This is a genomic window from Pseudomonas sp. BT-42-2, from assembly GCF_025847435.2.
Taxonomy (GTDB): Bacteria; Pseudomonadota; Gammaproteobacteria; order Pseudomonadales; family Pseudomonadaceae; genus Aquipseudomonas; species Aquipseudomonas urmiensis.
Map to the genome: position 1 here is coordinate 43,207 of NZ_JAOYTM010000026.1, position 16,136 is coordinate 59,342.

General features: G+C 59.8%; 11 protein-coding genes, 5 tRNA genes and 2 pseudogenes. 11 read left to right on the forward strand and 7 right to left on the reverse strand.

Going from position 1 to position 16,136, the window contains the following annotated elements:
- The first annotated feature begins 276 nt into the window (after window positions 1-276).
- Window positions 277-1,999, forward strand: a pseudogene (locus OIU19_RS24280) (DEAD/DEAH box helicase).
- Window positions 2,000-2,167: 168 nt separating this feature from the next.
- Here the strand turns inward: OIU19_RS24280 and OIU19_RS24285 are convergent.
- Window positions 2,168-2,935 carry a class III extradiol ring-cleavage dioxygenase gene (locus tag OIU19_RS24285; protein ID WP_264237146.1) on the reverse strand — a complete coding sequence of 256 codons (768 nt, stop codon included), beginning with the start codon at window positions 2,933-2,935 and terminating at the stop codon, window positions 2,168-2,170.
- Window positions 2,936-3,036: 101 nt separating this feature from the next.
- On the opposite strand from OIU19_RS24285, the gene OIU19_RS24290 reads away from it, so the two are divergent.
- Window positions 3,037-3,687 (forward strand): thiopurine S-methyltransferase, encoded by a 651-nt coding sequence (locus OIU19_RS24290; RefSeq protein WP_264237147.1) that lies wholly within the window; start codon window positions 3,037-3,039, stop codon window positions 3,685-3,687.
- Between the two features lie 46 nt (window positions 3,688-3,733).
- Here the strand turns inward: OIU19_RS24290 and htpX are convergent, their stop codons facing one another.
- Both htpX and OIU19_RS24300 read right to left on the reverse strand, forming a co-directional pair.
- Window positions 3,734-4,621 (reverse strand): protease HtpX, encoded by an 888-nt coding sequence (gene htpX / locus OIU19_RS24295; RefSeq protein ID WP_186557661.1) that lies wholly within the window; start codon window positions 4,619-4,621, stop codon window positions 3,734-3,736.
- 217 nt (window positions 4,622-4,838) lie between these two features.
- Window positions 4,839-6,050: a pyridoxal phosphate-dependent aminotransferase gene (locus OIU19_RS24300; protein ID WP_186557662.1), complete on the reverse strand. Its 1,212-nt coding sequence runs from the start codon at window positions 6,048-6,050 to the stop codon at window positions 4,839-4,841.
- Between the two features lie 167 nt (window positions 6,051-6,217).
- Here OIU19_RS24300 and msrB point away from each other — a divergent pair, with 167 nt between their 5' ends.
- Both msrB and OIU19_RS24310 read left to right on the forward strand, forming a co-directional pair.
- A complete protein-coding gene (gene msrB / locus OIU19_RS24305; protein WP_186557663.1) occupies window positions 6,218-6,613 on the forward strand; it encodes a peptide-methionine (R)-S-oxide reductase MsrB in 396 nt (131 codons plus the stop codon).
- A 13-nt stretch (window positions 6,614-6,626) separates the two neighbouring features.
- On the forward strand, window positions 6,627-7,115 hold the full coding sequence (locus OIU19_RS24310; protein ID WP_264237148.1) for a glutathione peroxidase: 489 nt from the start codon (window positions 6,627-6,629) through the stop codon (window positions 7,113-7,115).
- Here the strand turns inward: OIU19_RS24310 and OIU19_RS24315 are convergent.
- A pseudogene (locus tag OIU19_RS24315) lies at window positions 7,105-9,461 on the reverse strand (response regulator). The gene OIU19_RS24310 and the pseudogene OIU19_RS24315 sit on opposite strands and share 11 nt — an antisense overlap.
- Before the next feature lie 203 nt (window positions 9,462-9,664).
- On the opposite strand from OIU19_RS24315, the gene OIU19_RS24320 reads away from it, so the two are divergent.
- Together OIU19_RS24320 and OIU19_RS24325 are read left to right on the forward strand one after the other, a co-directional pair.
- Entirely contained in the window at window positions 9,665-10,552 is an 888-nt protein-coding gene (locus OIU19_RS24320; RefSeq protein ID WP_264237150.1) for an ATP-binding protein, read from the forward strand.
- A complete protein-coding gene (locus OIU19_RS24325) occupies window positions 10,553-11,035 on the forward strand; it encodes a GAF domain-containing protein (RefSeq protein ID WP_264237151.1) in 483 nt (160 codons plus the stop codon).
- A gap of 37 nt (window positions 11,036-11,072) precedes the next feature.
- Here OIU19_RS24325 and OIU19_RS24330 read toward each other — a convergent pair whose 3' ends face one another.
- On the reverse strand, window positions 11,073-11,840 hold the full coding sequence (locus OIU19_RS24330) for a hypothetical protein (RefSeq protein ID WP_186557668.1): 768 nt from the start codon (window positions 11,838-11,840) through the stop codon (window positions 11,073-11,075).
- A gap of 418 nt (window positions 11,841-12,258) precedes the next feature.
- On the opposite strand from OIU19_RS24330, the gene OIU19_RS24335 reads away from it, so the two are divergent.
- From OIU19_RS24335 to OIU19_RS24355, 5 genes are all read left to right on the forward strand, one after another.
- A tRNA-Glu gene (locus OIU19_RS24335) sits at window positions 12,259-12,334 on the forward strand.
- Between the two features lie 2 nt (window positions 12,335-12,336).
- A tRNA-Gly gene (locus OIU19_RS24340) sits at window positions 12,337-12,412 on the forward strand.
- A gap of 81 nt (window positions 12,413-12,493) precedes the next feature.
- Window positions 12,494-12,569: transfer RNA gene (locus OIU19_RS24345), tRNA-Glu, on the forward strand.
- 3 nt (window positions 12,570-12,572) lie between these two features.
- A tRNA-Gly gene (locus OIU19_RS24350) sits at window positions 12,573-12,648 on the forward strand.
- A gap of 85 nt (window positions 12,649-12,733) precedes the next feature.
- Window positions 12,734-12,809 (forward strand) — tRNA-Gly (locus OIU19_RS24355).
- 40 nt (window positions 12,810-12,849) lie between these two features.
- On the opposite strand, the gene OIU19_RS24360 is transcribed toward OIU19_RS24355, so the two are convergent.
- A complete protein-coding gene (locus tag OIU19_RS24360) occupies window positions 12,850-15,798 on the reverse strand; it encodes an RHS repeat-associated core domain-containing protein (RefSeq protein WP_264237152.1) in 2,949 nt (982 codons plus the stop codon).
- Window positions 15,771-16,136, reverse strand: a 366-nt coding sequence (locus OIU19_RS24365; protein ID WP_264237153.1) for a hypothetical protein, incomplete at its 5' end; no start/stop codon positions are given. The genes OIU19_RS24360 and OIU19_RS24365, both read right to left, overlap by 28 nt.

Below are 16,136 nucleotides of genomic sequence, written 5' to 3' on the forward strand. Positions count from 1 at the left end.
GGGGAAACGATTCAGCCAGTATCCGATGATGGCTGCATACTGGCCGCTATTCCCGAAAAAAATCTAACCGCCCGAAACGATTTCAGGTATAGTACGCGCCGGTCTTTTAGCGGGCCGCAAAATCAGGTGGTGCAAATCCTCCGAGTCCAGCTTCGGCTGCACGTCCGCTAGGCGGACCTTCCCAAGTTTTTCTTTTTCAATCGTTTTCGCAAATCCCCGCCGCCAAAGCTGCCTGGGTGACCCTCGGGTCTTTCAAGGCATGTGCAGCTTTGGAGCATGGGTCTTTGCGGATGCACATAGAGGCAGACCCATGACCCAGGAAACCGGCGGATTCGCCGCTCTCGGACTTAACCCGAACATTGTTGCTGCCGTACTGGCCACCGGCTACGAAGAGCCGTCCGCCATTCAGCAACAATCGATTCCGATCATCCTCGACGGTCATGACATGATCGGCCAGGCGCAGACCGGCACCGGTAAAACCGCTGCCTTCGCTCTGCCGATCCTCAATCGTATCGATGTGAGCAAGCGCGAACCGCAAGCCCTGATCCTGGCGCCAACCCGTGAGTTGGCGCTGCAAGTTGCAACCGCTTTCGAAACCTACGCCAAGCAAACGCCAGGCGTTAACGTCGTAGCTGTCTACGGTGGTGCCCCAATGGGCCCACAGCTGCGTGCCATTCGCAACGGCGCGCAAATCGTCGTAGCTACTCCAGGCCGTCTGTGCGACCACCTGCGTCGTGACGAGAAAGTCCTGTCGACGGTTCAGTACCTGGTGCTGGACGAAGCCGACGAGATGCTCAAGCTGGGCTTCATGGATGACCTCGAAGTGATCTTCGACGCCATTCCGGCCACGCGCCAGACCGTGCTGTTCTCGGCGACCCTGCCGTCGTCGATCCGCAGCATCGCCGAGCGTCACCTGCGCGAGCCGAAGCACGTCAAGATCCAGAGCAAGACCCAGACCGTTACCGCGATCGACCAGGCGCACCTGATGGTCCACGCCGACCAGAAGATCCCGGCTGTGCTGCGTCTGCTGGAAGTCGAAGAGTTCGATGCCTTGATCGCCTTCGTGCGTACCAAGCAAGCCACCCTGGACCTGGCCGCTGCCCTGGAAGCCAAAGGCTACAAGGCTGCCGCGCTGAACGGCGACATCGCCCAGAACCAGCGTGAGCGCGTGATCGACTCGCTCAAGGATGGTCGCCTGGACATCGTCGTCGCCACCGACGTCGCTGCTCGTGGTCTGGACGTACCGCGTATCACCCACGTGTTCAACGTCGACATGCCGTACGATCCAGAGTCCTACGTGCACCGTATCGGCCGTACTGGCCGTGCGGGTCGCGAAGGCCGTGCACTGCTGCTGGTCACTCCGCGTGAGCGCCGCATGCTGCAGGTCATCGAGCGTGTAACCGGTCAGAAGGTTGCTGAAGCCCGCCTGCCTGGCCCACAAGCTGTACTGGATGCGCGGATCAAGAAATTGACCGCAAGCCTGGCGCCGCTGGTGGCCGAAGCAGAAGCCAGCCATGGCGACCTGTTCGACCGTCTGACCGCTTCGCTGGAATGCACGCCACGTGCCCTGGCCTCGGCCCTGCTGCGCAAGGCCACCAATGGCCAGCCGCTGGACCTGGCTTCGGTCGAGCGCGAGCAGCCACTGGTGCCGACTAGCGGCCCACGTGGTGAGCGTGCCGAGCGCGGTGAGCGCAGCGATCGTGGCGAGCGTAGCGACCGTGGTGACCGCGAACGTCGCGCGCCAATGCCACTGGCTGAAGGCCGTGTGCGTTGCCGTACCGCCCTGGGTGCCCGTGACGGTATCGCCGCCAAGAACCTGTTGGGTGCGATCCTCAACGAAGGCGGCCTGGCCCGCGACGCTATCGGCCGCATCCAGGTGCGCGACAGCTTCAGCCTGGTCGAGCTGCCGGAGGATGGTCTGGAGCGTCTGCTGACCAAACTCAAGGACACCCGCGTAGCCGGTAAGCAGCTCAAGCTGCGCCGCTATCGCGAGGATTGATCCTGGCGCAATGAAAAAATCCCCGGCCTAGGTCGGGGATTTTTTTGTCTGTCGGGCTAAGCGTTGTCGGATGCGCTGGCCTCTTCGCGGGCAAGCCCACAGGGTTCGATGCGATCGCTGTGGGAGCGGGCTTGCCCGCGAAGAGGCCGCTGATATCAGCACAAGGCCTCAGTCAAACCGATAGATATCCATCCCCAGCGCACCGAGGGTGAACCCCTGGTGCACCACGCCAAACTTGTCACCCGCGCCCAGGGCAAAGAACAGCGGCAGCAAATGCTCATCACTGGGATGATTGCGCAGCGCATGCGGCGCCTGCTGGCGGTAGTCGAGCAGGGCAGGGCGGTCATCTTCCTTGAGTCTGTCGACTATCCAATCACGAAACGCCAGTGCCCAAGGCTCGATCGCATCGGGCCCGGCGTGCCAGTCCAACTCGCCCAGGTTGTGCGTGATGCTGCCCGAGCCGATCAGCAGAATATCTTCGTGGCGCAGCGGCTCCAGGGCCTGGCCCACCTCCAGTTGCAGGCGAGGCCCGCCCTGGCTGGGCAGAGAAACCTGCACGACCGGGATGCCTGCATTGCGGTACATCAGCGACAACGGCACCCAGGCACCATGATCGAATGGGCGCTGCTCATCCAGACGCGCCGGCAGGCCCGCAGCGATCAATTGCGCGCTGATCTTGCGAGCCAGCTCAGGTTCGCCTGGCGCTGGGTATTGCACTGCGTACAGCGCCGGGGGGAAACCGTGGAAGTCATGCCAGGTGTGCGGCTGCGGGTTACTCATCACCAGCAGCTCACGGCTCTCCCAGTGCGCCGAGACCACCACGATGGCTTTCGGCCGGGGTAAGGCGTTGGCCAATGCCGCCAAGGCCGGCCCACTGGCGCCAGGTTGCAGGGCGAGCATGGGCGATCCATGAGAAATGAACAGGCTGGGCAGCATGGCAGGGTCCTGACAGTTAAGATGCAGCCATCTTCGATCAGTTGAAGATCGAGATCCAATATAAGTTTTCACCGCGAACTATCGAAAAATCGGGAGCGAACATGCAGCCGGCGTTCTGGCACAAAAAGTGGGCAGACAACCAGATTGGCTTTCACCAGGCCGAGGTCAACCCCTATCTGCAAGCGCACTGGCCGCTCGCTGAGCTAGCGCCGGGCAGTCGGGTACTGGTGCCGTTGTGTGGCAAGAGTCTGGATATGATCTGGCTTGCGGCCCAAGGCTATCGGGTGTTGGGCGTGGAATTGTCGAGGCGCGCGGTAGAGGACTTCTTTGCTGAGCATGGCTTGCAGGCGCAGGTGTCGCAGCAGGGCGCCTTCGAAGTCTGGCGCAGTGCTGAGGTGGAACTATGGTGTGGCGATTTCTTTGCCTTGCAGCCTGACGATGTTGTCGATTGCGCAGGCCTTTATGACCGCGCTGCGCTGATCGCCTTGCCCCGGGACATGCGCCATCGCTACATGGCGCTGCTGTCCGAACTGCTACCAGCAGGCTGCCGGGGCGTGCTGGTGACACTCGACTACGAGCAGGCCCGTGTGGACGGGCCGCCGTTTTCGGTGGCCGATAGAGAGGTGCGCGCTGGCCTGCGCGGCTGGCAGGTCGAGCAGGTGCAGCAAGAGCAGATTATCGGGCAGAGCCCGAAGTTTCAGCAGGCTGGGGTGACGAGCCTGTTCGAGCGGGTTTATCGGCTACACCACTGAGCCACAAAAAAGGGCGACCGAAGTCGCCCTTTCTGCTGGTGGGGGATCAGCCGCGGCGACGCAGCGCCTCGATCCGCTCTTCCAGCGGCGGGTGGCTCATCAGCAGGCCCGCCAGGCCTTGCTTGAGGCCGCCATTGATGCCGAACGCCTTGAGGGTGTCGGGCATGTGCACCGGCATGCCTTGCTCTACGCGCAGGCGCTGCAGGGCGCCGATCATTGCGGCGGTGCCGGCCAGCTGGGCGCCGGCTTCGTCGGCACGGTACTCGCGGCGACGCGAGAACCACATGACGATCATGCTGGCCAGGATGCCCAGAATCAGCTCGGCGACGATGGTCGCTACGTAGTAGGCGATGCCTTGGCCTTCTTCGTTCTTGAAGATCACCTTGTCGACGAAGTTGCCGATGATGCGCGCGAAGAACATCACGAAGGTGTTCACCACGCCTTGCACCAGTGCCAGGGTGACCATGTCGCCGTTGGCTACGTGGCCAATTTCGTGAGCCAGGACCGCGCGCACTTCATCGGGCGAGAAACGCTCCAGCAGGCCTTGGGACACTGCCACCAGCGCGTCGTTACGGTTCCAGCCGGTGGCGAAGGCGTTGGCCTCGTAAGCCGGGAAGATACCCACTTCGGGCATCTTGATGCCGGCTTCGCGCGACAGCTCCTCGACCGTTTGCAGCAGCCACTGTTCGTGGCGGGTGCGCGGCTGGGTGATGATTTGCGTGCCGGTGCTCATCTTCGCCATCCACTTGGAGATGAACAGCGAGATCAGCGAGCCAGCGAAGCCGAACACGGCGCAGAACACCAGCAGCTGGCTGAGGTCGAGATCAACCCCGTTGGCCGCCATGAACCCATTGAAGCCAAACAGGCTCAGGGTAATGCTTGCAACCAGCACCACCGCAAGGTTGGTGGCTACAAACAACAAGATGCGCATCATGGTTGTTACGTTCTCCTGACGGATAAAAATGTTGCGTACTGCGGGGTATATAAGGGGGAGGTGACGCCGATTCAACCGGTCGACTATTTCAAACTGTGTAGCGCGGAGTATGGCAGAGGAAACTGGCCGGCTTGTGGGATAGAGCGTTGCAGGATGTAAGAAGATTCTCAGCGTTAGACAAGCATTGAATGGGGCCGCAAGGCGGCCCCAAGCTCAATTACTGCTGATAGGTACGCAAGAAGTTGCCAATCCGCCCGATCGCCTGCTCCAGGTCATCTACCCGCGGCAAGGTCACCACGCGGAAGTGGTCCGGCCACGGCCAGTTGAACGCGGTGCCTTGAACGATCAGCAGCTTCTCCGACAGCAGCAAATCCAGCGCGAACTTTTCGTCATTGAGGATCGGGCACACCTTCGGATCGATCCGTGGGAAGGCGTACAGCGCGCCCATCGGCTTGACGCAGCTCACCCCGGGGATGGCATTGAGCAGTTCATAAGTGCGGTTACGCTGCTCCAGCAGGCGGCCAGGCGGCAGGACCAGGTCATTGATGCTCTGGTAGCCGCCCAGGGCGGTCTGGATCGCGTGCTGGGCCGGGACGTTGGCGCACAGGCGCATGTTGGCCAGCATGTCGATGCCTTCGATGTAGCTCTGGGCGTGATGCTTGGGCCCGGAGATGATCAGCCAGCCGGAGCGGAAGCCCGCCACCCGGTACGACTTGGACAAGCCGTTGAAGGTCAGGCAGAGCAGGTCAGGCGCCAGCGAGGCGGTGCTGATGTGCACGGCTTCGTCGTAGAGGATCTTGTCGTAGATCTCGTCGGAGAACACCACCAGGTTGTGCTGGCGAGCCAGCTCGAGCATGCCCAGCAGCAGCTCCTTGGAGTACACCGCGCCCGTTGGGTTGTTCGGGTTGATGATTACCAGCGCCTTGGTGTTGGGGGTGATCTTGGCCTTGATGTCTTCGAGGTCAGGGAACCAGTCGGCCTGCTCGTCGCACAGGTAGTGCACCGGCTTGCCGCCCGCCAGGCTCACCGCAGCGGTCCACAGTGGGTAGTCAGGCGCCGGGATCAACACCTCGTCGCCATTGTTGAGCAGGGCCTGCATCGACATCACGATCAGCTCGGAGACGCCGTTGCCGAGGTAGATGTCCTCGATGGTCACGCCTTCGATTTCTTTTTGCTGGCAGTACTGCATGACGGCCTTGCGTGCGCTGAACAGGCCTTTGGAGTCGCTGTAGCCCTGGGCGGTCGGCAGGTTGCGGATTACGTCCTGGAGGATCTCGTCCGGCGCCTCGAAGCCAAACGGCGCCGGGTTGCCGATGTTCAGCTTGAGGATGCGGTGGCCTTCCTCTTCCAGGCGTTTGGCGTGCTTGAGCACTGGGCCGCGAATGTCGTAGCAGACATTGGCGAGCTTGTTCGATTTACTGAACTGCATGATGTGATCCCGATTGAGAAGTCGCAGGCGCCGCCGTCGAAAGGTTTGAAAGGGCGTGGCGCGGGTGCCAGACTTGAGGCCTGGCACACGAAGCCAACTAATATACGTGCCACCCGCGCCCTGGAAAAGACGGCGTGGCGTGAAATTCAGCCTGCCGAGGTTCCTACATGCAAAAGATCGACAAAACCCTGGAAGAATGGCGCGAGATGCTCGACCCTGCGCAGTATCAGGTCTGTCGTCTGAAGGGCACCGAGCGGCCCTTCAGTGGCAAGTACAACAGCGAGAAGCGCGCTGGCGTCTACCATTGCATCTGCTGCGACCTGGCGCTGTTCGATGCGCAGGCCAAGTTCGATTCCGGCTGTGGCTGGCCAAGCTTCTATGAGCCGATCGCGCAGAGCGCGATGATCGAGATTCGCGATACCTCCCACGGCATGATTCGCACCGAGGTCACCTGCGCCCAGTGCGATGCCCACCTGGGGCATGTTTTCCCTGATGGCCCGCCACCGACCGGGCTGCGCTATTGCATCAACTCGGTGTGCCTGGATTTCAAACCGCGTGACTGACCGGAGAGCGCCAATGGCTGACTCGTTGCTGGATATTCCCTGCGTTACCCTGACCGGCGAGCACACGCTGCTGGGCGATTTCCAGGGCAAGGCTGTGCTGGTGGTGAACACTGCCAGCCAATGCGGCTTCACCCCGCAGTACAAAGGCCTGGAGCAGCTGTGGCAGGACTACCGCGAGCGTGGCCTGGTGATCGTCGGGTTCCCCTGCAACCAGTTCGGCAAGCAGGAACCCGGCGATGCGCGCGAGATCGCCACGTTCTGCGAAACGCGCTTTGGTGTGAGCTTCCCGTTGATGCGCAAGATCGAGGTCAACGGCCCCGGCGCCCACCCGCTGTTCGTCGAGCTGAAAAAACGCGCCCCTGGCCTGCTGGGCACGCAGAAGATCAAGTGGAATTTCACCAAGTTCCTGCTCGACCCGGTCAGTGGCAAGGTCACTCGCTTTGCTCCAGCGACCAAGCCTGAAGCGCTCAAGGCCGCCATCGAACCGCTGCTCAACCGCTGACCGGCACCCAGTGCTCGATCAGTGCCAGTAGTTCTTCACGGCGAAACGGTTTGGCCAGGTAGTCATCCATGCCCGCCGCGCGGCAGCGTTCGCGCTCCTCGGGCATGGCATTGGCGGTCAGGGCGACGATTGGCAACTGCGGCCAACGACCGCTCTGGCGAATTCGCCGGCTGGCTTCATAGCCGTCCATGATCGGCATGTTGCAGTCCATCAGCACCATGTCGACATCTTCCTGCTCCAGCACCTCCAAGGCTTGCGCGCCTTGGGTGGCGAGCAGTACATCGCAACCGAGCTTGCCCAGCATGCCCTTGGCCACCAGCTGGTTGACCGGGTTGTCCTCTACCAGCAGGATGCGCGCCCGGCGCTCGTGCAGCTTGGGGAATTCGTGTGGCAGTGGGGCATCTGGCGCGCCCCCTTGAAGCATTCGCCGCAGCGTCTGATACAGCGCATTGCGCGCCAACGGCCGCGCCAGTTGCACCAACGGTGCCAAGCGCTGAGCCTCTTCGCCGGGAAGGAAATTGCCGTAGGCAGTTACCAGCAGAATCGGCATTGTGACCGCAGGGCGCAGATCCAGCAGATGCTCCACGTCATCGGTGATCAGCAGATCCAAGGCGCTGTGATGCAGCTCAGCGGCATCGTCCAGCCGGGTGAAAGCCAGGCCCCAGCCAGGCAGCAGCCCGGACAAAAGCTCCGACAAGCCGCTGCCAGGCTTGCTCAGCGCCACCACCTGGCCGCGCAGCGGCGCCGGCGCAATCGCCTCGGTGTGGGTCGGTAGCGGCAGGTCGGCACTGAAGCGGCTGCCAAAGCCGGTTTGCGAATGAATGTGCAAGTGACCCTGCATGGCCTTGCACAGGTTGCGTGTCAGCGCCAGGCCAAGGCCCGTGCCGCCGTATTGGCGGGTGATGCCAGCGCCGGCCTGGGTGAAGGGCTGGAAAATGCGCACTTGGGCTTCTTCGGGGATGCCGATGCCGGTATCGCTGACTTCCAGGCGTACGCCACCGACGATAGGCATCAGGCGCACATCGACCCGGCCAAAGCGGGTGAACTTGAGCGCGTTGGACAGCAGGTTACTGACGATCTGCCGTACCCGGGTCGGATCGCCCAGCACCGTGCTGGGGAAGTCTGGAGCGATCAGGCAAGTCAGCTCGACACTGCTCGCGGCGTTCTGCGACAGCAGGTTGGCGGTGTCTTCGACCATCGCTCCCATATCGAAGGCAATTCGCTCCAGCTCCAGCTGGCCTGCGTCGAACTTGGACAGATCGAGGATATCGTTGAGCAGTTCCACCAGCACCTTGCCCGAGTCGTGGGCTATCGACAGCTGTTGGCGCTGCTCGGCCGCCAGCGGGCTGTCCAGGGCCAGCGCGATCATGCCCAGCATGCCGTTGAGCGGGGTGCGGATCTCGTGGCTCATGTTGGCCAGGAACGCCGCCCGTGCCTGGGCCATTTCCAGGGCGCGGCGGCGCGCCTCTTCCAGGTCCTGATTGGTCTGGCTGAGCCGGTCGTTGCTGGACTTGAGTTCGTTGGTGCGCGCCGAAACGATGTTTTCCAGCTCGTTGAGGTACTGCGTCAGGCGGTTTTCCGCAGCGCGCCGTTGCTGGATTTCAGTGGCCATGCTGACGAACTGTTGGTTGGCCACTTTGACCAGCACGCCAATTTCGTCGAGCTCATGGCCGTGCGGGCAGTCCAGGCGGGTCTGCTGTGGCTGGCGCGGGTCGCTGTTGCTCAGCGCAGCGATCACCGTGACCAGCGGTTTGGTCAGCATCATGTAGAACAGTGCCAGCAGGATCCCGGTCAGCACCAGGCTGCGGGCAAAGCCATTGAACAGGGTGACCCCGGCGCGGTCGAGGAAGCGGCTGCCGAAGGTATAGGTGTCGACATCCAGGTACAAGGTACCGAGGTATTCGTGGGGCATGTGCGCCAGGTACAGGCGATCCTGGAACTGGCGAAACTCGCCGAAGAGAAAGTCGCTCAGTGGCCGGTAGCGGTCTTCCAGGCGCGGGCGCTGAACGTCTGCCAGCACCGTGTCGTTGTTGTCGATCAGGCGCGCGCGGATCACCGCTGGCGACTGCAGCAGCCCGCCCGTCAGTTCCTGGGCAAGCTCAGCATCGATGTTATAGGCGATGCGCGAGGCCGGATTGTGGCTGATTTGCAGCAATGCCTGCACTTCGCGGTTGATGGACGCGTCTTCGCTGGCATAATCGATGCCGATCTGGATGAGACTGAGCAATGTTCCCAGGATGAAGCCGACCAGGACTGTCAACCGGGCTTGCTTGTATGACAGGCGATTGGTGAACTTGATATCCATGTGTCCCGAGCCGGTTCCTCGCTCCTGCGCTGCGCAAGCATAGCCGATCAACCTCGGCTGCTGGCGGGTCTGTCGAACATTCAGCTGGAAGATTGCTGTTGGCACTGCCAGCCCTATCGCGGGGCAAGCCCGCTCCCACGCCTGCGCCCTGTTGAAGATAGGCCGGCGTGGGAGCGGGCTTGCCCCGCGATAGGGCCGGTACTGCCAACCAAAACCTCAAAGCCTCGCCTTGCCAGGAGTCACCATGGACCCCCGCTTGAACGCCTTCCTCGAACGTGCCGAATCCGTCCTCGCCCGTCTCGAGCCGCTGCTGCCGGTGCCGCGCCCGCAGATCGACTGGAATACTACCCTGGCCGCGCGCTGGCAGCGCGATGGCCGCAGCGGCTACTTGATGCCGCTGCACGTCAGCCTGGATATCCGCCTGAGCGACCTGATCGGCGTCGACAAGCAACGCGATCAGCTAGGCCGCAACACCCATCAGTTCATCAACGGCCTGCCGGCCAACCACGCGTTGCTGTGGGGTTCGCGTGGCACAGGCAAGTCATCGCTGGTGCGCGCCTTGCTGGCCGAGCACGCCGGTGCCGGGCTGCGCCTGATCGAGATCGAACGCGATCACCTGGCCGACTTGCCGCGGGTAGTCGAGCAGCTGCAAAAGCTTGAGCAGCGCTTCATTCTGTTCTGCGATGACCTCTCGTTCGAAGCCGGGGAGGGCGACTACCGGGTACTCAAGAGCGTGCTCGATGGCTCGCTGGAGCAGGCGCCGGACAACGTCTTGCTGTACGCCACCTCCAACCGTCGCCACCTGGTGCCGGAGAAGCAGAGCGACAACGAAAACTGGAAGATGGTCGACGGTGAGCTGCATCCCAATGAAGCGGTAGAAGACAAGATCGCGTTGTCCGACCGCTTCGGCCTGTGGCTGTCGTTCTACCCCTTCTCCCAAGAACACTTCCTCAACGTGGTCGAACACTGGATCGGCCAGTTGGCCAGCGCCGCCGGGCTCGACTGGCAGCGTGACGAGGCCCTGGAAATACTCGCCGTGCGCTGGGCAACCGGGCGCGGTAACCGAAATGGCCGTTGTGCCTATCAGTTCGCCCGCTACTGGGTCGGGCTGCAATTGCTGGAGCAGAAATAAATGATCGACCTCAATGCCAGTGGCGCAGGCCTAAACGGCTATGACTTGCTGGCTGCGCAAGTGCAGGCACTGTTCGCCGACGAGCGCGACTTCATCGCCAATGCCGCGCAGTTCTCGGCCTTTCTCTATAGCCAGTTGGATGACCTGAACTGGGCCGGCTTGTATATCAATCGCAACGAGGAGCTGGTGCTCGGCCCGTTCCAGGGGCAAGTGGCCTGCGTGCGCATTCCGTTCAGCAAGGGTGTGTGCGGGGCAGCGGCGGCGACCCGGCAGACTCAGCGGGTGGACGATGTGCATGCCTTCCCTGGGCATATCGCCTGTGACAGTGCGTCCAACAGCGAATTGGTGATTCCGTTGGTCAAAGAGGGCAGGCTGATTGGGGTGCTCGATCTGGATAGCCCGAAGCTGGCGCGGTTCAGTGAGGCCGACCAGCAAGGGTTGGAACAGTTGGCGGCGATCTTTCTTCAACTGACCGACTGCTGAGCATGACAAAGGGGCCTGACAAGGCCCCTTTTTTTGATCAATCGTAGATGACCTTTTTCTTCCAGGTCTCATCTTCGTCAGTCTTGAGCCCCGCCGTCAGCTCATTCTGATCATTCTCCGCCGGCTCCATCTGATCGAGCACCATCGCGTTGGCCCGTGCCAGCAGCTTCTCCAGATAGGTCAGCTGCTCTTCATACTGTTTAGGCTCAGGCTGCTTACGCAGATACTGCACACCCCGCTCGAATGCTAACCGCGCATGCCCTGGCTGATTCTGCTGCAGCGCCTGCTGCCCCAGGTTGTTGAAGAACTCGATATGCAGCAACACCAGGATATGGCGGATTTCCTTGACCCAGTACTTGCCCTCATTGGTTGCCAGGAAGCCTTCCTGGGTTGCGCGCACGATCTGGTTATGCAGCGCTTCGAGCAAGAAGCGCACATCCTTGGCCTTGACCTCGGTTTGAATCGGGCTGGGTGGATTGTTCACGGGTAGCTTGTCGCCCTGGGCAACCAAACCTTCAAGTTCGGCCAGGCGGCCTTTGAGGTCACCGTTGTGCTTGTCCACCGCCAACTGACGTTGGGTGACGTTCAGTTCCAGGCGAGTCATCAGCAGCTTGAGGGCAGGGGTCATTAGCTGGCCGGGGAAGGTTTCGTTGATTTCCCCGCAGCGGCGCGCGCGTTCGGCCAGTTCGATCTTCAGCCGGGCACGCTCAAGCTTATTGTTCTCGACCACATTATTGAGGTAGCCGATCACGATCAGTAACGCGATACCGGCCACGATGAGCAGGGTGATCAGAAGTGGTGTCACCGTTAACGCCTCATGAAGAAGTTTTGCATCATTGAGTGTAGTGAGTTCGCCAACAGGCGAACAGTGCAGCCTGGCGGACTGAACCGCGCCGCTTCCTTCGCAGCAATCCTGTGGGAGCGGGCTTGCCCGCGAAGAGGCCGGTGCAGTTGGCGCTTTCTATATGTCGGCCCACTTCTCGATTTCTCGAGGTAGTGGCAATTTGCTGCGAGCTTGCCGGGCCATCGTCAGAAAATCAACGCCAATAGCCAGACACATCCTGCGCGTAGCGCCGACAACCAGGGAAGTCATTGATTTAAATAAATTTATACAAAGGGGTTGACGGCTTTCCATCGCGTCCCTAGAATGCGCGCCACTTGCAGCGTAAAGCACACAGCGATACGCCGCAGGGAGTGAAAGCAGGCAGTAATGCCAGCAGCGTGTCCCCTTCGTCTAGTGGCCTAGGACACCGCCCTTTCACGGCGGTAACAGGGGTTCGAGTCCCCTAGGGGACGCCATTGCGGGAATAGCTCAGTTGGTAGAGCACGACCTTGCCAAGGTCGGGGTCGCGAGTTCGAGTCTCGTTTCCCGCTCCAGTTTTCAGGGTTTTGCCTTCGGGCAGGGCTCGAAAAAGAAATCCAGGTCTTGTACCTGGTGCGCTGAAAAGCGCTGGGTATGTCCCCTTCGTCTAGTGGCCTAGGACACCGCCCTTTCACGGCGGTAACAGGGGTTCGAGTCCCCTAGGGGACGCCATTTGCGGGAATAGCTCAGTTGGTAGAGCACGACCTTGCCAAGGTCGGGGTCGCGAGTTCGAGTCTCGTTTCCCGCTCCAGTTTAAAAACTGTGGCGTTCATTGACGGTACAGGGTGGTGAAGGGCGTAATGTCGCTTCATGCCATAGCAGTAAAGCTTCACATTGCGGGAATAGCTCAGTTGGTAGAGCACGACCTTGCCAAGGTCGGGGTCGCGAGTTCGAGTCTCGTTTCCCGCTCCAAATTAAAAGCGCCACTTCGTTTGAAGTGGCGTTTTTTTATTTATGCAATTGAATAGCGCCTAAACGCATGAACATCGCTGCTCACTTGAGTTGGCCTGGAGTTGCTTCTGGCGCGGGTGCTGCTAGAAAGGGCGGGCGAGGATGCTTTCAAAGCTTTCTGAGCCATCATGGCGGCTTTAGTTGCTTTTGCTGTTGCGAGAGTTAATGACAAATCTAAGGCTGCAGTACCCAGTGATACGTAATCTAGAATGTCTGCAGCGTGCATCATTCCCTCGTCATTCTTTGCAAAACCCACAGCGCTGACTGCAGTGCTAGCGATGGTCAAGCTGGTGGATACTACGTTCATCAGTGTCATGACAGACACCAGGCCGGTAAAATAAACACCGATGCCGAGGCTGACCACTGACAAAATGACCGATGCGATACCCACGCCAATTAGTTTCTGAAGAATACCCTGCTTCGCCTTTTGCATTTCTTCTTCCGCACGTTTCACAGCGGCTTCATATTCATATCGGCGGTAGCGATAGTAACGCTCACTCTCAGTCTCATAAACAGAGGTCAGTGCGATACCTTGGGCGCCAGCGTTGTATGCGATCCTCTCATATGCCCTGGTTAACGCGATACCTTGGGCGAAGTGCCCCGTCGGATCGCGGAACGCAATGGGGTTTCCTTGGGCATAACCGTAGTCATTGATGCCACCCTTGCCGAAAGGGCTGAGCGAGTCGGGGCTATGGAAGCGCATGAGGGTCGGATTGTAGGTACGATAGCCGCTGCCCAGCAGATACCAGCCGGTGGCAGGGTCGATGAGTTCTCCATTGAAGCCCAACAGGCTTGACCACTGCTCAGCATCTGACGAAAGCGCTCCATAGGACGAGTAGCTGGCATCGTGCCGAGTAGCATCCGTAGCTTCAGTGATGATGCTGCCATTGGCATTGCAGTGCAGTAACAGGGGGGATTCCGAGCTTGCTGGACCTTGCTGAGCCAGGGGCATGTCCAGAGCATGCAGCCACTGTATTTTATGGGCGCCACGAATAGCGAAACGCAGGCGATTTTCTTCGAATATCAGACGCGTTTCATCGCCTTCGGCGCCACGTTTGGTGTACAGCAGTTGCCCCAGTGCATCATACCGGTAAGTGCTGTGTGGTGGCTGATCGGTGCTCCCGTTGGTGACTTGCAGCAGGTGCCCAATTGCGTCGTATGCCAGCAGTCGACCCTGTTCATCTTGCTCTAAGTGGCCGTCTGGGGTGTAGCGTAATGGGGGTATAGGGTTTTTACGGGCGGGATGATGGATAATTGACTCCAGTTGGGTAGGGTTGCTCACATTTGCAATGTGCTCAGTGAGCTCATCTTCGCCGTTGTCGAAATCATTGCGATAACAAATAATATTATCGAAAGCATCGAAGATAAAACTTTGCTTTATGATGTTCCGCCCCAGTGCGTCTTTCGGCAGAAGGGAGCCTCTGTACTCATGGGTCGATAACCGTTTGTGGGTGTCGTAACCAAACGATTCACCGAGTAGTAATGAAGTACCCTCCTTGAGTTCTCGTCGTCGAAGCAAATCGTCAAGGCCCCAGGTTTGAGTCAGCGTTCGTATAGCTTGGTTGTCCAACGTTAGCGTGCGAAGAACTTCGCGGTCATGCTCGTCATACTCGATGGTGGTCTTGTTGAGCGGCCCGGCCTTCGCGGTATTTTTTAGCTCGAACGAGTCTGGGCGCCCCAGTGAGTCGTAACCGATCTCTACGGTGAGCGGCGTCTGCTCGATGCGGGTGACTCGCCCTTTATCGTCATAGTGCCAGTGTGTGGGGGCAAAGTCGGTTGCTGCTTCACTGAGCACGAGTCCTCTAAGCGAGTGGCGTTTCTCGCTATTGAAAACGGCCTTGTCCTTTTCTTCCCAGGTCTCGCTCTTCTGTCGATTGTTCCAATCGTAACCAAAGCGTCTTACGCCGTGTTGGTTGGTGGCGCTCAGCAGATTCGCGCTGACTTTATCGAAAGTCAACTTACTCTGAAATTCTGCTTTGGCATCGCCCATCAGCGTGGTGTTGAGGGGGAGGTCAGTAAGCGTGGGCAGGTAGTCGAACTTCAGTGTTCTTTCAGCGGCGGTAATACGATGCTTGGGCAGGCGCTTGCCTTCATCATAATCAAGTTTCTGCGTGCGTGTACCTGTCGTGATCTGCGTAACACGGTCAACTCCATCATAGGTTTTGCTGCCCAACTCAATGAGCGGATCGGGTTGGCCCGCAGGGCCGGCGTAGGTGATTTGGACTTTGGTGGGCAGATCCTCGCTGCTGTGCATCGCGTAGGCACGCTTGACCTTGGCGTTGTCCGGCAATTGGATCTGAGTGACACGCTCCCAAGGATCGTAAGTGAAGCGCGTGCTATTGCGGTGTTCATCTGTTTCTTTTACGCACTGACCCAGCCCATTGTATTCATAGTGCTGGGTCCCTGCGCTCACACCGTGACGGTTGAGTCTTTCAATTTTATCCGGTTTGCCAAATACGTTGAACCAGGTTTTACGCCTGCTGCTGATCTGGAGCGCGACGCCCGGCGCCTGGCGCCATGTTTCCACTGTGCGGGTTTGGGCGGCATTGGCGCCCACCATGTCGGTAAGCGTGTGCTCTTGGACACCGTCTGGTTGTTCGACCCAATTCTGTTGGCCCCAGTGATCATAGGCGTAACGATGCCGGAGCGTTGGTAGTGACTTAGCCCCATCGAAATCGTATTTAAGTGTCTCTGTGACTCTGCCGAAATTGTCGTATTCGATTGTCTGGATAACGAATGATTTCTTCAGGTCTATCTCATCGATATGATCACGTTGTTCTTTTACCGGATGCCCTAGCCCGTCCAGGTGGGTCACCGTGGCTAAGCCGTGCGCAGTAATAAACGTCTGTTGTGCCCTGTCACTATCATTGGCGCACAGCACGTAGTGGTAGTGGCGTGTTGCCGCGTGGTCAGTGCCTGGCGCTACTGCTTCTGTGCTGATGCGGCGCAAAAGATCGTATTGATAGCTGACGCGTACACCTTCCTCATCTTCGCATCGACTTCCTCCAGCGTCTCTATCTCGATTACCGGCCAGTCGGTGGTACTTGCATTACCGTCATATGCAGGCAGCGCGCTATAGCGATACCCTTGGCGCAGTGTGGGTGCGATCGGCGTTAGCGCACTAGGCGCCGGTGTAGTGGTCTTGCTCTTGAGGTGGCGTACGAAGCCACTCGGATCTGGCGGGCACGCGCCTTGCTCTCCGCCAGCGGGATACCAGAGACTGGTCTCGATCACCCCGCTGGGGTGCTCTACGAAACGCAGGTTGCCGTCTTCGTAATAGTCACGCTT